Below are 18,280 nucleotides of genomic sequence, written 5' to 3' on the forward strand. Positions count from 1 at the left end.
CGAATCGGGATGTTGGCCACATCGGTTACCGATGGGTGCTACTCGATCGTTGGTACCCGATCCCGGGTGACCCCGCCACCCCTCGCGAGCCGGTTCGGCCCCTCTCAGCCGATGGTGACCGCGTACGACTTCGTGTCCAGGCGCCCGGTTCCCTTGAAGACCTCGGTGCCGGACTCGATGCCGGAGACGTACTTGTCGTTGCTCAGCAGCTTGCGCCGGACGAGTGCCTGGGTGAAGTCGTCCAGGTCGAGGGTGGCCTTGGTGGTGTTGGCGCGGCGGACGAAGGAGTACACCTTCCAGCCGATGTCGCCCTGGTAGATGTCCCACATCGTGCCGTTCAGGCTGACGCTGCCGTACTTGGTGCCCAGCGGGCCCGCGCCACCCTGGCGGTTGAGCCAGATCATGACCTCGTCGGTGGGCTGGTCCTGCCAGTCCGCGGTGTTCTTGGTGTGCAGCCACAGGTCGTAGGCGACGTTCATGGTGCCGGGGTTGGCGGGGAGTGAGAATTCCCAGCTCGCGGTGACCTTCCTGCGGTCGCCGACTCTGATCGGCAGGCCCGTCTTCGCCTTGTCGACCTTCCAGCCCCAGTGCCAGCCGAGGACGGAGGAGGCGTACGACTTCACGTCCGCGTCCGTGCCCTTGCCGTTGTTGGCCCAGGTGTAGCTGGTGCCCCAGGAGATGGTGTCGCCGGCGAGGGAGTTGTCCCAGACGCACTGGCCGCCGGTTCCCTTGTCCTGGCCCCACAGGTTGTTGTTGACGTAGTACTTACCGAGCGTGACCGTGTCGAAGGCCGTGCACTTCTTGCTCGACTCACCCGCCTGGGCGACGGTGACACCGGCGGCCGCCGCGAGGGCGACGGCGGCGGCGGTCAAGGCCTTCGCCTTCTTCGACAGACGGGGGCGGCGGTGCTGCATGGGGATCCTTCCGGGGCGGATGGTGCTGACGTCTCCCCAGTGGCCGCAGGGACCGGAAAGGTTGCCGCACCGCTCTCCTCTCGCTGGTGAGCGCTTGCACGTGGTAGGCAGAGCGCACCTTCTCCGCGAATCCGCCACAACTCGCTGTCGAAGCGCTTCGACAACCTATGGACAGCCACCTTCGCTGGAGCTACTGTCGAACCACCCTCACCCACCCCTGTTCGCACTGCGCACTGTCGAAGCGCTTCACAAACTTGGAGAGCTGGATGGTCACCCTCGCCGAGGTCGCCCAGCACGCCGGAGTCTCGGCGAGCACGGTGAGCTATGTCCTCAGCGGCAAGCGGTCCATCTCCGCGACCACCCGGCAGCGGGTCCAGCAGAGCATCCGCGAGCTTGGCTACCACCCGAACGCGGGGGCGCGGGCGCTCGCCAGCAGCAGGTCGAACATCATCGCGCTGATGATCCCGCTGCGCACCGACATGTATGTGCCGGTGATGATGGAGATCGCCATCGCGGTGGCCACCACGGCGCGTACACACGGCTACGACGTCCTGCTGCTCACCGGCGAGGAGGGCCCCGACGCGGTACGCCGGGTCACCGGCAGCGGGCTCGCCGACGCGATGATCCTGATGGACGTCCAGCTCGACGACGAGCGGCTGCCCCTGCTGCGGGCGACCGACCAGCCGTCGGTGCTGATCGGGCTGCCCGCCGACACCGCCGGCCTCACCTGCGTCGACCTCGACTTCGCGGCGACGGGCGCGCTGTGCGTGGAGCACCTCGCCACGCTGGGTCACCGCGACATCGCTGTCATCGGCGAGGCCCCGGCCGTCTACGAACGGCACACCGGTTTCGCCGAGCGCACACTCGACGGACTCCGGTCCCGTTCACGGGAGTTGGCCGTGCGGTTGCTGCACCGGCCCTGCGAGGGCGGGTACGACGCGATGGCCGTGACCCTCGCCCGCATCCTCGACGAACGCCCGGGCACGACCGGGTTCGTCGTGCAGAACGAGTCGGCGGTGGAGCCGCTGCTCGCGCTGCTGCGCCAGCAGGGCCGTGCCGTCCCCGAGGACGTGTCGGTGGTCGCGATCTGCCCCGAGCAGGTCGCCGTCCAGGCCTCGGTGCGGCTGACCTCGGTCGCCATCCCGGCCCAGGAGATGGGCCGGCACGCCGTGGAACACCTGGTCGCCAAGCTGGACGGCCGGGGCGAGGACGAAGTCGTGCTGATCGCACCCGAGTTGACGGTCCGGGCGAGCACGGGCCCGGCTCCGGCCGTCATCTCCTGACCCCGCTTTCCGTCGCCCTCCGGGCACCCTTATGTCCTTTGGGAGCACCCCACGTGAATCAGCCTGCCGAAAACCGGCCCCAGGTAAGCCTCGCCCAGTCGTCCCCCACCGTCGGCACCTTCCGGGAACGGGACGGCGCGCTGGAGTGGAGCGGCCGCCAGGAGACGCTCCGTATCGAGCCGTGGGGTCCGGACGCGGTCCGGGTCCGGGCCCGGCTCGGCGGTCCCGTGCTGGACGGGATGCCGGGCGCGCTGCTCGCCGACGTCCCGCCGACGCCGTACACGATCAAGACCGAGGACGGGCGGGGGCAGTTGACCGTCGGCGGGCTGACGGTCGAGGTCGACGCCGAGGGCCTGATCCGCTTCCTGCGGACGGACGACGGCGGCGAGGTGCTGGCCGAGGAGCGCGCGCACTTCTGGTGGCCCGGCTCACGGCTCTACACGGCCGTCGGCAACGGCTACCACCGGCTGGAGCAGCGGTTCGCCGCCTACGAGGACGAGAAGCTGTACGGCCTCGGCCAGCACCAGCACGGGCGGTTCGACCAGAAGGGGCTCGTCCTCGACCTGGTACAGCGCAACGCCGAGGTCTGCATCCCGGTCCTCTCCTCCAGCCGGGGCTACACCCTGCTGTGGAACAACCCGGCGATCGGCCGGGTGGAGCTGGCCGGGAACGGGACCCGCTGGGTGGCCGACTCGGCCCGGCAGATCGACTACTGGATCACCGTGGGTGACCCGGCCGACGGCCAGCGCCGCTACAGCGCGGTGACGGGCCGGACGCCGATGCTGCCGGAGTGGGCGGCCGGCTTCTGGCAGTGCAAGCTGCGCTACCGCACCCAGGACGAACTCCTGTCCGTGGCACGGGAGTACAAGCGCCGGGGCCTGCCGATCTCCGCGATCGTCTGCGACTTCTTCCACTGGACGCACCTGGGCGAGTGGAGGTTCGACCCGAAGGAGTGGCCCGACCCGGCGGCGATGGTCCGTGAACTGGACGAGCTGGGCATCAAGTTGGTGGTGAGCGTCTGGCCGTCGGTGTCGCCGTTGAGCGAGAACCACCCGGTGATGGAGCAGCGCGGCTACTTCATCGGCACCCAGTACGGCCCGATGGCGCACGCCGACTGGCCGGACAAGGAGGTCGCGTCGACGGTCCAGGTGGCCTTCTACGACGCGACGAACCCCGAGGCCCGGGAGTTCGTGTGGTCGAGGATCCGGGACAACTACCTCGTGCCGTACGGCATCACGGCCTTCTGGCTGGACGCCTGCGAGCCGGAGCTGAAGCCCGGTTTCCAGGAGAACCTGCGCTACTGGGCGGGCCCGGGCCTGGAGGTCGGCAACATCTATCCGGCCGACAACGCCCGCACCTTCTACGAGGGTCTGCGGGCCGAGGGCGAGGAGGTCGTCACCCTCAACCGCTCGGCGTGGGCCGGCAGTCAGCGCTACGGCGCGGCCCTGTGGTCGGGTGACATCGGCACCGACTTCCCGACCCTGCGCCGCCAGATCGCCGCCGGCCTCAACACGGCCCTCTCCGGCATCCCGTGGTGGAACACGGACATCGGCGGCTTCCACGGCGGCGACCCGGACGACCCCGCCTACCGCGAGGTGATGGTCCGCTGGTTCCAGTTCGGCGCGCTGTCCCCGCTGATGCGGCTGCACGGCTTCCGCGACCCGGGGATGCCGCTGGGCCCGGAGATGACCGGCGGCCCCAACGAGGTGTGGTCGTACGGCGAGGAGGCCGGCGCGGTCCTGGAGAAGTACCTGCGGCTGCGCGAGCGGCTGAAGCCGTATGTGCTGGAGGTCATGCGGGAGGCCCATGAGGAGGGGCTGCCGCCCATGCGGCCGCTGTTCCTGGAGTTCCCCGACGACCCGGCGGCCTGGTCGGTCGACGACGCGTACCTGTTCGGCCGGGACCTGCTGGTGGCCCCGGTGCTGGAGCCGGGCGCGACGACCTGGACGACGTATCTCCCGGCGGGGGCTACCTGGACGGACGCCTGGACGGGGGAGACGTATCAGGGCGGTACGGCCGTGACGGTGGACGCTCCGCTGGAGCGGATCCCGCTGTTCCTGCGGGACGGGGCGCGGCTGCCGGTGGCCGAATAGCGGCGGTGGGGGAGGGAGAACCGGTTACCGAGCGGTAAATGAATCAACTCCTGGGCATGGCTGGGCAGTTGAGGGGGCACTAACCCTCCCCCGTCCGCTCGTGAAAGGACCGCCGCCGTGGCTTCCGGCCCCCTCCCCCTCGCCCTGGCCAATCTCCTGCTCAGGCCCGGATTCGCGTCCCGCCGCACCCCCGACCGCGCCTTCGACCGGCTGGCCGCCCAGGCCGGTCCGGCGGGCGCGGAGTTCACCGCCGAGTTCCGGTTCCTGCTGCGCCACTGGGCCCGGGACGAGCACCTCACCCCGGTCGGCTGGTGGTCGGCGCAGGGCCATGTGCGCCGCCACCTGGCCAACCGCGCCCGGGTCCGGCGGCTGATCGCCGAGCACCCGCGGATCGCCCAGGAGCCCATCGAGCGCCCGGTGTTCGTCGTGGGTCTGCCCCGTACCGCCACCACCCTCACGCACGGCGTGCTGTCCCTCTCCCGACAGCACCGATGTCCCCGCTTGTGGGAACTGCTGACGCCGGACCTGGAGGGGACGCCCGAGCAGCGGAAGAAGGCGGTCGGGGCCGCTCGCATGATGGTCGGCGCGATCAACCTGTTCTCGCCGCGCTACCGCGACATCCACCCGATGACGGCGGAGGGCCCCGACGAATGCACCTTCGCCCTCCCGCACACGATCATGCCGCTGTCCCAGGCCCGCATCCCCGAGTACCGGGCGCGGCACTACGCACGGGACTTCACCGCCGACTACGCCTACCTGAAGCAGATCTACCAGGTCCTCCAGTACGGCCGCCCGCGCCGCCGCTGGGTGCTGAAGTCCCCCCTGCACACCGAGAACCTCGACGCGCTGCTCTCCGTCTTCCCCGACGCGACGATCGTGTGGACGCACCGCGATCCGGCGGCCGTCGTGCCGTCGTTCTGCAGCCTGATCGAGCACGGCATGGCCATCACCCTGCGCCCCCTGGACCTGCACGAGCTCGGCGCCACCTGGCTGGAGCTGCTGAGCCGTTCCGTCACGCGGGGCCTCGCCGCACGCGCGTCGATCCCCCGCGAGGCGCTGATCGACGTCCCGTACTCCTGGCTCGGCTCCGACCCGGCCACGGGTGCCCCCAAGCTCTACGAGGCCGTCGGCGCCCGCTGGACCGACGCCGACGCGGCCCGGCTCCCCGAGGTCGTCTCCCGCCCCAAGGGCGCCCGGCCGCACCGCTACGACCTGGCCCGTTACGGCCTGACCCGTTCGGACGTCGACACGGCGTTCGCCGACTACAACGCGCTGCGGGCCGAGGTCGACCGGCCGTAGGGCGTGCCGGCCGGCCTCGGCCCGGACCTCAGCTGCTGCTCACGGTCTCGCTGTTGGTCTGGAAGTCGAGGCCGCCGGACGACGAGGTGATCTCGAAGCCGAACTGCACGTCACCGATGGTCTCGTTGCCGAACCAGCCCTTGGTGTCCTTGATCCACTTCAGGATCGGGAGGATGTTCACCGTGCCGGAACTGGAGTTGGACGTGCGCACGAACGAGAAGACCTCGTTCGCGCCGTTGTTGCCCTTGTAGACGGTCCAGGTGTGGCCGCCGAGCGTCACGTTGCCCTGCGAGGTGCCGAGCGGACCGACCGCTCCGGTCTTGTTGACCCAGAGCATGATCTCGTAGTCGTAGTCGGTGTCCCAGATGTCGTACGACGTGTTGTACGCGCCGGAGGACGGGACGGTGACGTTGTAGCTGCTGGTCAGCGAACCGAGCGAGGTGATCGTCTTGTTGATCACCTTCTTGGAGTTGGGGTAGGACTTGATGCCGCCGGTGTTGGGGTGGTTGGCCCAGACGCCCCAGTTGGTGCCGGAGTTGGCCCAGAAGCACTGGCTTCCGGCGCCGGAGCCCCAGATGTTGTTGTAGAGGGTGTAGCCGTTCAGGCTGGTGTTGCCGTACTGCTCGCAGGTGCTCCAGACGGCGGCCGAGGCGGGGGCGGAGGCGAGGCCGACGGTGGCGCCGAGTGCGAGGGCGGGGGCGAGCAGGGCCTTGGTGAGCCTGCTCAGGGTGCGTGTCGCCATGGTGTCCCTTCCATGGGTGGGGGGAATAGCGGGGGGTTTACCACGCCCCCGAGGTGAGGACGTGGTCTTCTCCGGCGACCAGGTCGAGCGGCTGTGGATCACCGGTGGAAGTCCGGACTTCGATGCGGGTGGTGCGGTGCGGCCTCAGGACGGCGCGTACGCCGCCGGGGCCCCAGGTGAGGTCGAGCTCGGCGCCGAACCGGGTGCGCACGCCCCGCAGTTCGCCCGACGGGAGCGCCGGGGTGAGCGCGGGGAGCAGGACCAGCCGGCCGGGGGTGGAGTGGACGAGCGCCTCGATGAGCACGGCGGGCAGGGTGTGGGCGGCGTCCGCGTTGTAGACGTCGCGGTGGGGGTAGTGGGCGCTCATCAGGGATTCGTGGAAGAAGTCGCCCTCGATGACCTGGGAGAGGGCGTGCCCGACGCGGTCGCCGTCCCGCAGCCGGGCCGCGATCAGGGCGTGGTGGAGGTGGCCGTGCGCGGAGTCGTTCTCGGCGCCGCGCAGTTCGAGCGCGCGGTGGGCGGCGGCCGCCAGGTGCGGGGTGTCGTAGGGGTTGATCTCGTCGAGCGGCCAGACGCCGTAGAGGTGGCTGAGATGGCGGTGGTCGTAGGTGTCGTCGAGGCCCGGCCAGGCCCATTCGGCGAGGGCGCCGTCGGCGTTGACCCGGTGGGGCGGGAGGCGGTCGGCGAGGGCGCGCCAGCGGCCGACCCGGTCGGGGGTCTCCGGGTGGTACTCGGCCGCCGTGAGCAGGGCATGGCGAGCGGCGGAGAGGTCCATGGCCGCGTTGAGGGCGCCCCAACCCGCGCCCGCGGGCCGGTTCTCGGGCGAGTAGGAGGGGACGACGGTCAGCTGGCCGTCGGCGTCCGTGCGGGTCAGGAAGTCCTCGTAGAACAGGGCGACTTCGGCGAGGGCGGCGGCGGTGCGCGGGTCGCGGGCGCCGCGGGTCTCGTCGTGGTCGACGAGGGGTTTGAGCAGCCAGTCGGCTCCGGCGGTCCACAGGTGCAGGGGGTACTCGCGGCTGAAGTGGTACGTCAGCCCGGACTCGCCGTCGGTGTGCGCGGGCGCGACCACGCCCCGGGCACCGAAGACCGCGCGGGCGTTCTCCCGCCAGTCGTCGAGCTGGCGGTGGATCAGAGCGGCCAGGGCGTCGATGACTTCGGGGAGGGCGGCGGAGGTGGCGGAGGCGGTCTGGAGGTTGACGTTGGCGTCGTTGGTGAAGGCGCCCGCCCAGGCGGTGTTCCAGTCACCGGTCCACAGGCCGGTCAGCCGGGGCGGGTTGAGGCCGGAGGAGGAGAGCAGGTGGTAGCGGCCGGCGGCGAAGAGCCGTTCCAGGAGGGCCTTGCTTCGAGGGCGTTCGAGCAGCTCGGAGCCGGGCAGGGCGCGCTCGGCCGGGTCGGCGTGGAGGTCGAGGGCGACGCGGTCGTAGGCGGTGCGGTGGAGGGTGAGGTGGCGTTCGAGGAGGTCGTCGTAGGAGTGCGGCAGGTCGGTGAGGGCGCGCTGTTCCCCGATGACGTCGAGTTCGCCGGTGTGGCGGCGGACGCGGGTGAGGAGGAGCACGGACTCGGCGCCGGTGATCCGCGCGCCGGGAAGGGTGAGCCCGGTACGGCCGCCGGTGACGACGACCAGGGTCGTACCCGTGTACCCGCGGTCGCTGCCGGGGTAGCGGGCGTGAAGGGTGAGCAGGGCACCGTGCGGGGTGAGGACGGCGCCGTGGCCGACCTTGAGGTCGGCGGGGGCGCCGGGGAGCCGGTGGTCCAGCGAGATGTCCAGGTCCGGGGCGGTGACCTGGTGGACGATCACGTCGTCGGCGCGGGAGACGAAGCCCCTGCTGGTCCAGCCGCCCGCGCCGGTGGCGGTGGTCTCGCCGGTGGTGTAGTCGACGGAGCGGCGGTAGCGGGACGGCTCGGCCGAGGGCGCTCTGCGCAGTCGTATCTGGAAGGCCGGGTGGAAGGGCTGGACCCATTGGAGGGGGCGGTGGTCGGTGAAGCTCTCGGCGGCGGTCAGGTCCCCGGCGAGCAACCGGTCCTGGAGGGCGGGGAGTTCATCGGCGAGCCGGGGCGGGCGGGCGTGTTCGGCACCGTTGGGGCGGACCAGGGTGTGGTGGGTGACGACGACACGGTCGTCGTGGGGATCGCCGAACGTGAGGGTGCCGTGGTGGCCGTTGCCGCTGAGGAAGGCGTCCTCCCAGCGGGCGGCGGGGTGGGGTTCCCAGGTTCCGTGCACGGGGCCGGTGGTGGGGGTGTCTGCGGGGTCTTCGGCGCGGGTGCTGATCACGAGTGCAACACCACCACGTCGTAGCGGCCGAGGGCGATCTCGTCCGTGAACTCCTTGCCGGTCAGCAGGTCGTGGTGGGTGCCGGGAACCTCGACGGTCACCTGCTCGCGGCCGTGGTGGAGGAGGAACAGCAGCTCGCCCCGGCGTACGGCCTCGACACCGGGCGGGAGGCCCTCGAGGACGGGCCGTACGCCCGCCCCGGCCGCGATCCGGGTGAGGAGGGCGCGCAGGGCGTCGGGTTCGGGGAGGGTGGAGACGTACCAGGCGCGGTCGCGGCGCAGCACGGCGGGCAGTCCGTCGAGTTCACCGCCCTTGTACACGGCTTCCACCGCTTCCTGTTCGGCTTCCAGCTCCTCGGACCACAGCGTCCCCCGGAAGCCGTCGCACTCGACGCTCTCCCCCGCCTCCAGCGGCCACCACTCGTGCAGGACGCGGATGCCGAACAGCTCGCGCAGCCGGGGGTCCATGCCGCCCGGGCGGATACGGTCGTCCTCGTCGGCGACACCGGTGAGGAAGCCGGAGACGAGGGTTCCACCGGCGCGGACGTGGGCGAGGAGGTTGTCGATCGCCGCGTCCGTCATGGCGTACAGCTGGGGGGCGACGACCAGCCGGTAGCCGGTGAGGTCGTGTTCGGGATGGGCGAAGTCGGTGGTGAACCCGGCCTCCCACAGGGCGCGGTGCCAGGCGTGGAGTACGGCTGGGTGGTCGACCTGGGCGGAGGGGCGGCCGTCCTGGGAGCCGGCCCACCAGGCGTGCCAGTCGTGCAGGATGGCGACCTCGGACCGCAGGTGACGGCCGGTCGTGTGGGCGCCGAGGGCGGCCAGCTCGGCGCCCAGCTGCTTGACCTCCTGGAAGGTACGGCCGTGCTCGCCCGCGTGGCTGACCATGCCGGAGTGGAACTTCTCGGCGCCCTGACGGGACTGGCGCCACTGGAAGTAGCAGACGGCGTCGGCGCCTCTGGCCACGGCCTGCAGGGACCAGAGGCGGTTGAGGCCGCGCGGCTTGGGATGGTTCACACCGCGCCAGTTGACGGGCCCGGCCGCCTGTTCCATCAGCATCCAGGGACCCCGGGCCTGCGAACGGGTCAGATCCTGGATGAGCGCGCCGTGCTGCGGGCCCAGCGGGTCGCGCGGGTCGGGGTAGATGTCGACGGAGACGACGTCCTCCTCCTCGGCCCAGCGCCAGGCGTCCTGGCCGAGGAACAGCGGCATGAAGTTGGTGGTGACCGGGATGTGCGGGGTGTGCCGGGCGACGATGTCCCGCTCGGCGAGGTAACACTCCAGGAGCATGTCGGAGGTGAAGCGCCGGAAGTCCAGCACCTGGGTGGGGTTCCTCAGGTAGTGGGGGGTGCGCGGGGGCAGGACACCGTCCCAGGTGTCGTAGCCCTGGCTCCAGAACGCCGTGCCCCAGGCGGCGTTGAGGGCGTCGAGGGTGCCGTACTTCGCGCGCAGCCAGCGCCGGAAGCGGACGGCCGCCTCGTCCCCGTGGTCGGCCGTGCAGTACTCGTTGTTGATGTGCCACAGGGTGAGGGCGGGGTGGCCCGCGTAGCGGGCGGCCAGGTCCTCGGTGATGGCGGCGGCGTGACGGCGGTAGGTGGCGCTGGAGTGCGAGAAGTGCTGGCGGCCGCCCCACCACTCGATCCGGCCGTCCTCGGTGCGGGGCAGGGTGTCCGGGTGGAGACGGCCGAGCCAGGGCGGGGGCGAGGAGGTGGGGGTGGCGAGGACGACACCGATGCCGTTGTCGTGCATCAGGTCCATCAGCGTGTCCAGCCGACCGAACTCCCGGGCCCCCGGCTCGGGTTCGAGCTGCGACCAGGAGAAGACGCCGAGGGTGACGGAGTTGACTCCGGCGTCGCGCATCAGACGGACGTCCTCGTGCCAGGTCTCCTCGGGCCACTGCTCGGGGTTGTAGTCGCCGCCGAAGAGGATGCGGCCGCGGGTGGCGTCTGTCAGGTTCGGCATCAGACGGGCTCCCCGTACTGGATGCCGCGCCCGTTGGTGGCGATGTGGACGCGGCCGTGGATGCGCGGGTCGGCGGCGATGGTGGCGCCGATCCATCCCCACTGGTGCTGGTCGTCGTTGACCCGCACCCAGCTGCGCGCGCCGTCGTCGGAGCGGTACACGGCGGTGATCGCGTCCGTGACGCCGACCTGGTAGATCGCCGGGGGGGTCCAGCGGGCGGGGCGGTCGTCCCGTCTGTACGCGCCGCCGATGTCCGTACGGGCGTAGGCGAGACCGCGGACGGAGGGGTGGAGGAGGACGCCGGTGACGAAGCCGGTACCGCCGATGACGGCGGTGCGCCGGCGGTAGGCGGGGGCGGCGGCGTCCGCCGTGTCTGCGGTGTCTGCTGTCTCCGCGGCGTACGCGCGCCCTTGCACGGCGGGAAGCGCGGCGAGCGCGGCGGCGGCTGCCGTGCCGGCGAGGACGGTGCGGCGGCTTGGGGGGGAGGTGGTCATGGGGTACCTCGCAGGGGCTGGGGGCAGCCGGGGTGGGGTTCGTGGACGTGGGTCGGCTGGGCGGGGGGTGCCTGAAGCTCGGTTTCCCGGCCCCAGGGTCGGTGCTGGGCGGGGGTGGGTCGGGCGGCCCGGCGCTGAGGGGGTGCCGCCGCGCCCACCCGTGCCGCCGCAGGGGCACGACTGCCCGCGGCTACGCCGGCCCAAGGGGGGCGGGGAACCGCGCGATCAGTCGCACACCACCCGCAGCCGCCCCACGACCGCACCCTCACTCGGCGCCGGGCGTCAGCCCTTGATCGCGCCGGTCAGCATGCCCTTCTTGAAGTGCCGCTGGACGAACGGGGAGGCGACCGCGACGGGGATCAGGGCGAGGACCATGACCGCCATCTGCAGTCCCAGCGCCGAGAGTTGACCGGTGCGGACCGCCTGCTGGAGGCCGGTCGGCGCCTCGGTGTTCTTCTGGACCAGCTGGATGAGCACGTTCTGCAGCGGCATCATCTGCTGGTCGGTGAGGTAGATGGAGGCGTTGAACCAGGCGCTCCAGTAGCCCACCGCGTAGAACAGGGAGATGACGGCCAGCACCGCCCGGGACAGCGGCATGATGATGGTCAGCAGGATGCGCAGGTCACTGGCCCCGTCGATGCGGGCGGACTCGGTGAGTTCGGGCGAGATGCCCATGAAGAAGGCCCGCAGGACGAGGATGTTGAAGACGCTGACCGCGCTCGGCAGGATCAGGGACAGATAGGTGTCGGTGAGGCCCAGCGACTGCACCAGAAGGTACGTCGGGATGAGGCCGGCCCCGAAGAACATGGTCGCCATCATGGTCATCAGGAAGAACCGGTGTCCCAGACTGCCCGGCCGGGACAGGCCGTAGGCCGCGAGTACCGACACGGTCATCGAGAACAGCGTGCCGAAGAGCGTGATCCCGACCGAGACCATGATCGCCCGGCTGACCTGGCCGCCGCTGAGCAGTTCCGTGTAGTTGACGAAGGTGATGCCCTGGGGGATCACGACGAGGCCGCCGGCCCGGTCGATCACGGGTTTCGGGGAGAGGCTGGTGACGATCACGATCCACAGCGGACCGAGGACCCCCAGGCAGCACAGGAGCAGGAAGCCGCCCTTCGCGGTGAGTCCGGCCTTGCTGGGCGGCTCCTCCCACACGGGGCGGGCGGGAGCCTTGAGGCTGCGGATGAGCTGCGTGTTGAGGCTCACTTCTTGTACACCCCCTGCTCGCCGAGCAGGTGCGCGAACTTGTTCGCGCCCAGGACGAGACAGACTCCGATGGCGCCTTTGACGAGGCCGACCGCGGCCGCGTAGCTGAAGTCGCCGTTCTGGATACCCATGTTCCACACGTAGGTGTCGAGGACCTCGCTGGCCCCGGCCCCGACCGCGTACCGCTGGAGCAGGAACTGCTCGAAGCCGACGCTGAGCGCGTCGCCCACCCTGAGGACCAGCAGCAGTGCGATCACCGGGCGCAGGGCGGGCAGCGTCACGTGCCACATGCGGCGCCAGCGCCCGGCGCCGTCCATGGCGGCGGCCTCGTACAGGTCGGTGCTGACCGCGGCCAGCGCGGCGAGGAAGACGATGATCCCCCAGCCGGCGTCCTTCCAGACGGCCTGCGCGGTGACCAGGTACTTGAAGAGGCCCGCGTTGGTCATCAGGTCGAAGCCGCTCCAGCCGTGGTCCTCCAGGGTCTGGGCGATGATGCCCGCGCCGCCGAAGATCTGCTGGAAGACGGTGACGACGAGGACCCATGAGAAGAAGTGCGGCAGATACATGATCGCCTGGGCCACGGCCCGGACCCGTGGCCGGACCACGCTGTTGATGAGCAGCGCGAGGGCGATCGGGACCGGGAAGAACAGCACCAGTTGCAGCACGAACAGCACGATGGTGTTCTTCGCGGCGCTCCAGAACAGCGGGTCGTCGACCATCCGCGAGAACTGCTCCACGCCGACCCAGGGGCTGTGGAAGATCGCGGTGACGCCGTTGCTGGAGACGTAGGGGTCGTAGTCCTGGAAGGCGACGACGTTGCCGAGCAGGGGGATGTAGTTGAAGAGCAGGAGCAGCACGATGACGGGCAGCGTCATCAGGATGAGCGCGCGGTCGCGGCGCAGCCGGACCCTGAAGGGAACCTTCCCGGCCTTGCTCGCCTTGCCCGGAATCCGGTCCTTCACCACCGCGGCGGCGACCGCGGCCGTCGGTTCCTCGACGGCCGCGGGAGGGCGAGTCCCGTCGGGCCTGCTCCCGGCCGTGAGAGACATCAGTTGCCGCTGCCGTTCTTGTCGATGAGCTCCTTGTACCAGTCGCGCAGCTTGTCGCCGCCGGAGGACTTCCAGGTGGAGATGGCGGCCTGTACGTCGGAGAGCTTGCGGTTGCCGCGCACGTAGTCGATCTCGAGCTGCTCGAACTGGCTGGAGAGGTTGGCGTAGCGGGTCGGCTCGACGATGTTCATGCCGTAGGTGGCCGTCTTCTTCATGAAGGCGCCCATCCGCTGCTGCCACTCGACCTGCTTGCGGGCGACCTCGGGGAAGTCGGGGTGGGCGAAGTAGGCGGCGGGGGCGGCCAGCATCACCCAGGCGTTGACGACCTCGGAGTTGCCCAGGTCGTTCTTGACCGGAACGCCGTTCTTGACGGTGTAGTGGGTGCCCTCGACGCCGTAGTCGACGAGCATCCGCTCCTTGGTGCCGTAGGGCGCGGCCGAGAAGTCGGCGGCGGCCAGCGCGTTCTCGACCGTCGTCTTGGAGGCGCCCTTGCGGATCATCGACCAGATGGTGGCGGGCTGGGAGGCGTACAGCTTGGGGTTCCCGCCGTCGGCGCCGAAGATGTCCATGCCCTCGATCTGGAAGTCCGGGTTGGACGCGGCCTGTTCGGCGGTCTTGCCGTACCAGTGGGACATGTCGTTGTTGTAGACGAGGATCTGCCCGGCGGTGAACCGCTGGCCCTGGTCGCCCGTGCGCGCCTTGTCGTCGGGGTGGACCACGCCCGCGTCGAACAGCTTGCGCGTCCACTCCAGGGCTTCGAGGTACTCGGGCTGCTCGACGCGGTACGTCAGCTTGCCGTCGTCCCCGATGTCCCAGCCGACCGTTCCGGAACTTCGGACACCGAAGATGCTCCACGCGGTCCAGTTCATGTCGCCGCAGGCCCAGACCTTGGCCTTGGCGCTGGTGGCCTCCTTGGCCCAGCTGAGGAACTCGTCGGGCGACTTGGGGACGGTGTAGCCCTTCGCGTCGAAGATGTCCTTGCGGTAGTAGGGCACGATCCAGGAAGCGCTGGCGGCGGGCATCGGGATGCCGCGCAGGGCGCCTCCGAAGATGCCCATGCGCCAGGCGTCGGAGGGGATCGCGGCCAGGTTCGGGTACTTCTTGACCTTGTCGCCCGCCAGGTAGGGGCCGAGGTCCATGAACTTCGCGGTGACCGCGTTGGAGATCTTGCCGACCAGTTCCCAGCCGGGTACGACCACCATGTCGGGTATGGAGCTGGAGGCGAGGACGGCGCCGAGCTTCTCGCCGTAGGTGTTGCCGTCCTGGTTCTGCCAGGTGATCTTGGTGCCCGCGGCGGCGTCGAGCGCCGTGTAGTAGGCGCAGCCCGCCTTCGGCGGGGAGCCCCAGAACGGGGACATGATCTTGAAGGGAGCGCCGGTGCCGAGCTTTTCCGGGACCGAGGCCTTGAGGGTCGCCACGTCGACCTTGCCGGTGTAGCCGGCGGCCGAGCCGTTCTTGGACGGCAGGTCCGGGTTCGCGACCGTGCTGGCGACGAACGTCGGGAGCAGCTTGTCCGCGGCCTTGCCCGACGTGGTCCCCTCGCGCGACCCGCTGTCCGTGCCGCCGCAGGCGGCCAGCAGCGGCATCCCTCCCGCCACCGCTGCGGTGGCGACCGCCGTGGAGGCGAGGAAGCTTCTCCGGCTCGGGCCGGAAGAGGGGGAAGCGGCGTTCGGCGTCATTGCGTCAACCCTTCATGGCGCACCAGGACACCCGGCGGTGGCCGTCGGCTGCGGTGTCTCGAGTGGATCTGGCTGAGCTGAAGCGTCCTTCGACCACGGGGCGGAGCACAGTCGAAGCGCTTCGATGTTGCTGCGAGGTTAAGTGAACACCCGGGGGCGCACAAGGGCCGATTACAAGATTCCTACCTGGCATCCGGGGTGACCTGTTCGTATGCCCTGCTTGAAATACCCGTGAGCTTCTCTTGACACCCGCCCTTACGTCGAATGAGCATCGAAGCGCTTCGAAAGCGTCTCCCCGCTCCAGTGCAAAGGGATCCCCACGTGACCGCACCCACGCCGCCCACGCCCCCTTTCCGCGATCCGCATCTGCCCTTCGCGAAGCGCATCGACGATCTGCTGTCGCGTCTGACCCTGGACGAGAAGGTCTCCTTCCTCCACCAGTTCGCCCCGGCCGTCGAGCGGCTCGGCATCGCCGCGTTCCGCACCGGCCAGGAAGCCCTGCACGGTGTCGCGTGGATGGGCCCGGCGACGGTGTTCCCGCAGGCCGTGGGGCTGGGCGCGACCTGGAACACCGATCTCGTACGGCGGGTCGGCGAGGCGGTCTCCAAGGAGGTCCGGGCGATGCGCGCCCGCGACGAGCGCGTGGGCCTGAACGTCTGGTCGCCCACGGTCAACCTGCTGCGGCACCCCCTGTGGGGCCGCAACGAGGAGGGCTACTCGGAGGACCCCAAGCTGACCTCCGCCATCGCCACCGCGTACACGCACGGTCTGCGCGGCGACCATCCGACGTACTGGCGCACGGCCCCGGTCCTCAAGCACTGGCTCGCGCACAACAACGAGACCGACCGGTCCGTCACCTCCTCCTCCGTCCGCCCGCGCGTGCTGCACGAGTACGACCTGCGGGCCTTCAAGGAGACGGTCGAGGCGGGGGCGGTCGCCGGGGTGATGCCGGCGTACAACCTGGTCAACGGCCGCCCCAACCACGTCTCCCCGTATCTGCGCGAGCAGTTGCGCACCTGGACGGACGAGGACCTGCTGGTCTGCTCCGACGCGGGCGCGCCCTCCAATCTGGTCGACTCCGAGCACTACTTCGACACCCACGAGGAGGCGACGGCCGCCGCCCTCCAGGCCGGCGTCGACAGCTTCACCGACCACGGCACCGACGGCTCGCAGATCACCGCCCGGGTCAGGGGGGCCCTGGAACAGGGCCTGCTGACGGAGGCCGACATCGACGCGGCGGTCCGCCGTCAGCTCTCGGTCCGCTTCCGCCTGGGCGAGTTCGACCCGCACCACGACCCGCACGCGGGCACCGGCGAGTTCGACACCCCGGCCCACCGCGCCCTCGCCGGGGAGGCCGCCGAGCAGGCGATCGTCCTGCTGCGCAACGACGGCGTGCTCCCGCTGGCCGCCGACACCCGGCTCGCGGTGGTCGGCCTGCTCGCCGACGAGTGCAAGCTCGACTGGTACAGCGGCACCCTGCTGCACCGCTCCACCCCCCTGGAGGGGCTGTACGAGCGGTTCGGCGCCGAGCGCGTGGAGTTCGCGGAGGGTGTGGACCGGATCCTGCTGAAGACCTCCGCGGGAACGTACCTGAAGGTCCCCGCCGCCCCCGAGGCCTCCGACGAGGTGCGCGGCGCCGAGGGCGCCCTGGATCCGGCGCTGCTCGCGGGCCGCACCGATCTCGCGCCGCTGACCACGGACGCCGTCGGCACCGAACTCGCGCTCGTCGAATGGGGCGAGGGCGTCCACACCCTCCGCGCCCCCGACGGCCGCTATCTCTCGGTCGCCGAGGACGGCTATCTGCGTGCCTCCGCGGACCAGCCCGGCGGCTGGATCGTCCAGGAGACGTTCCACCTCGAACCCCACGAGAACGGTCACCTCCTCCGGCACGCGGGAACGGGTCGCCACGTCTTCGTCGCCGCCGACGGCGTCAAGGTTGCCGAGGAGGATCCCGAGGTCTTCGAGGTGGTCGTCGTCGAACGCGCCGAGGACGCCGTGGCCCGGGTCACGGCCCAGGCGGACGTGGTTGTGGTCGTGGCGGGCAACGATCCGCACATCAACGGCCGTGAGACCGAGGACCGTACGACGCTGAGGCTCCCGGCCCATCAGAAGCGGATCCTGGAGGCGGCCCGCGCCTCGAACGCGCGCACGGTGCTGGCGCTGGTGTCGGCGTACCCGTACGCGATCGAAACGGACCGGCCGCTGAGCGCGATGCTGTGGACGGCCCACGGCGGCCAGGCCGCCGGCACCGCCCTCGCCCGTGTCCTCGCCGGTGACGTCTCCCCCGCCGGACGCCTCCCCCAGACCTGGTACGCCGACGACGCCGACCTGCCCGACCTGCTCGACTACGACGTGATCGGCGCCCGCCAGACGTACCTGTACTTCGAGGGCCGGCCCCTCTTCCCGTTCGGTCACGGTCTGTCGTACGCGTCCTTCGTGTACGCCGACCTGATGGTGGAGGCCGGGGACGGCCGGGTGCGGATCTCCTTCACGGTCACCAACAACGGCGACATGACCGCCGACGAGGTCGCCCAGCTCTACACCCGCGCCGTGGACCCCTCCGTCACCCGGCCGCGCCGCGAACTGCTCGACCACCGCCGGGTCACGCTCGCGCCCGGCGCCAGGACGGACATCGCCTTCGACGTCCCGCTGTCCGCGTTCGCGTTCTGGGACGTGGCGCGGGGCGGATGGCGGGTGGAGCCGGGACCGTACGACCTGCTGATCGGCGGATCCAGCGAGGACATCCGGCTGCGCGAGACCGTCGTGCTCGTCGGCGAACCGGCCGCCCCGCGCCCGGTCCGCCGACGCGGCCTCGCCGCCGCCGACTTCGACGAGCAGAGCGGCACGGAGATCGTCGACCTGACGAAGGTGTCGGGCGACGCGGTGACGCCGGTCGGGGGCCGCTCGGGCGAACTGGTCTACCGGGCCTGCGACTTCGGGACCGGCACGACCGGCGTGACGGTGACGGTGGCCGGCGAGGGCACGGTGGAGCTGTCCCTGGGCGGCGGCGCGCCCCTCGCCAGCCTGACCGTCCCGGCGCCCACCACGGGACCGTACGACTACCTCTCGGTCGAGGCACCCTTCGCCGCCGACGGCGTGCACGACCTGCGCCTCGCACTGCGCGGCCCGCTGCGGCTGGCGCACGTCGGCTTCTCCGGTTGAGGGTCCGGAGAAGGCCGGCACGAAGAAGGGGTCCGGCACCGGAAGGCATCGGTGCCGGACCCCTTCGGGGACGGCGTGTGAGCGCCGACCGCGAGCCTATCTGAAAATGGTTCCCATTAGCCA

Annotated in this window: 11 protein-coding genes and 1 pseudogene; 4 read left to right on the forward strand and 8 right to left on the reverse strand. The window is 70.7% G+C overall.

The window, feature by feature from the left end; genetic code table 11:
* Positions 1-104: 104 nt before the first annotated feature.
* Complete coding sequence (locus ACIBVL_RS31735) at positions 105-914, reverse strand: endo-1,4-beta-glucanase (protein ID WP_399102499.1); 810 nt, start codon at positions 912-914, stop codon at positions 105-107.
* Positions 915-1,180: 266 nt separating this feature from the next.
* Between ACIBVL_RS31735 and ACIBVL_RS31740 the strand changes: the two genes are divergently transcribed.
* From ACIBVL_RS31740 to ACIBVL_RS31750, 3 genes are all read left to right on the forward strand, one after another.
* On the forward strand, positions 1,181-2,197 hold the full coding sequence (locus ACIBVL_RS31740; RefSeq protein ID WP_399102501.1) for a LacI family DNA-binding transcriptional regulator: 1,017 nt from the start codon (positions 1,181-1,183) through the stop codon (positions 2,195-2,197).
* A gap of 53 nt (positions 2,198-2,250) precedes the next feature.
* Entirely contained in the window at positions 2,251-4,290 is a 2,040-nt protein-coding gene (locus ACIBVL_RS31745; protein WP_399102503.1) for a TIM-barrel domain-containing protein, read from the forward strand.
* Positions 4,291-4,407: 117 nt separating this feature from the next.
* The gene (locus tag ACIBVL_RS31750) at positions 4,408-5,589 is read left to right on the forward strand and encodes a sulfotransferase family protein (protein ID WP_399102505.1); all 1,182 of its coding nucleotides are present in this window, start codon (positions 4,408-4,410) and stop codon (positions 5,587-5,589) included.
* Between the two features lie 28 nt (positions 5,590-5,617).
* Here ACIBVL_RS31750 and ACIBVL_RS31755 read toward each other — a convergent pair whose 3' ends face one another.
* The 7 genes and pseudogenes from ACIBVL_RS31755 to ACIBVL_RS31785 all read right to left on the reverse strand — a co-directional run bounded on the left by ACIBVL_RS31755 (position 5,618) and on the right by ACIBVL_RS31785 (position 14,995).
* Positions 5,618-6,331, reverse strand: coding sequence for a hypothetical protein (locus tag ACIBVL_RS31755; protein WP_399102507.1), 714 nt, complete (start codon positions 6,329-6,331; stop codon positions 5,618-5,620).
* A 37-nt stretch (positions 6,332-6,368) separates the two neighbouring features.
* Positions 6,369-8,603 (reverse strand): glycosyl hydrolase family 95 catalytic domain-containing protein, encoded by a 2,235-nt coding sequence (locus ACIBVL_RS31760; protein WP_399102509.1) that lies wholly within the window; start codon positions 8,601-8,603, stop codon positions 6,369-6,371.
* Positions 8,600-10,564, reverse strand: coding sequence for a beta-galactosidase (locus ACIBVL_RS31765; protein ID WP_399102511.1), 1,965 nt, complete (start codon positions 10,562-10,564; stop codon positions 8,600-8,602). Before ACIBVL_RS31765 ends, ACIBVL_RS31760 begins: the two co-directional genes overlap by 4 nt.
* Positions 10,564-10,767 (reverse strand): annotated as a pseudogene (locus ACIBVL_RS31770) (hypothetical protein); the annotation flags it as partial. The gene ACIBVL_RS31765 and the pseudogene ACIBVL_RS31770, both read right to left, overlap by 1 nt.
* Before the next feature lie 573 nt (positions 10,768-11,340).
* Positions 11,341-12,267 (reverse strand): carbohydrate ABC transporter permease, encoded by a 927-nt coding sequence (locus ACIBVL_RS31775; protein WP_399102513.1) that lies wholly within the window; start codon positions 12,265-12,267, stop codon positions 11,341-11,343.
* Positions 12,264-13,316 (reverse strand): ABC transporter permease, encoded by a 1,053-nt coding sequence (locus tag ACIBVL_RS31780; RefSeq protein ID WP_399102515.1) that lies wholly within the window; start codon positions 13,314-13,316, stop codon positions 12,264-12,266. The genes ACIBVL_RS31775 and ACIBVL_RS31780 overlap by 4 nt, the downstream gene beginning before the upstream one ends.
* Entirely contained in the window at positions 13,316-14,995 is a 1,680-nt protein-coding gene (locus ACIBVL_RS31785; protein WP_399102517.1) for an extracellular solute-binding protein, read from the reverse strand. Before ACIBVL_RS31785 ends, ACIBVL_RS31780 begins: the two co-directional genes overlap by 1 nt.
* A 321-nt stretch (positions 14,996-15,316) precedes the next feature.
* On the opposite strand from ACIBVL_RS31785, the gene ACIBVL_RS31790 reads away from it, so the two are divergent.
* On the forward strand, positions 15,317-18,157 hold the full coding sequence (locus ACIBVL_RS31790; RefSeq protein WP_399102519.1) for a glycoside hydrolase family 3 C-terminal domain-containing protein: 2,841 nt from the start codon (positions 15,317-15,319) through the stop codon (positions 18,155-18,157).
* The last annotated feature ends 123 nt before the right edge of the window (positions 18,158-18,280 follow it).

The organism is Streptomyces sp. NPDC049687 (assembly GCF_044465285.1).
In the GTDB taxonomy this organism is placed as follows: Bacteria; Actinomycetota; Actinomycetes; order Streptomycetales; family Streptomycetaceae; genus Streptomyces.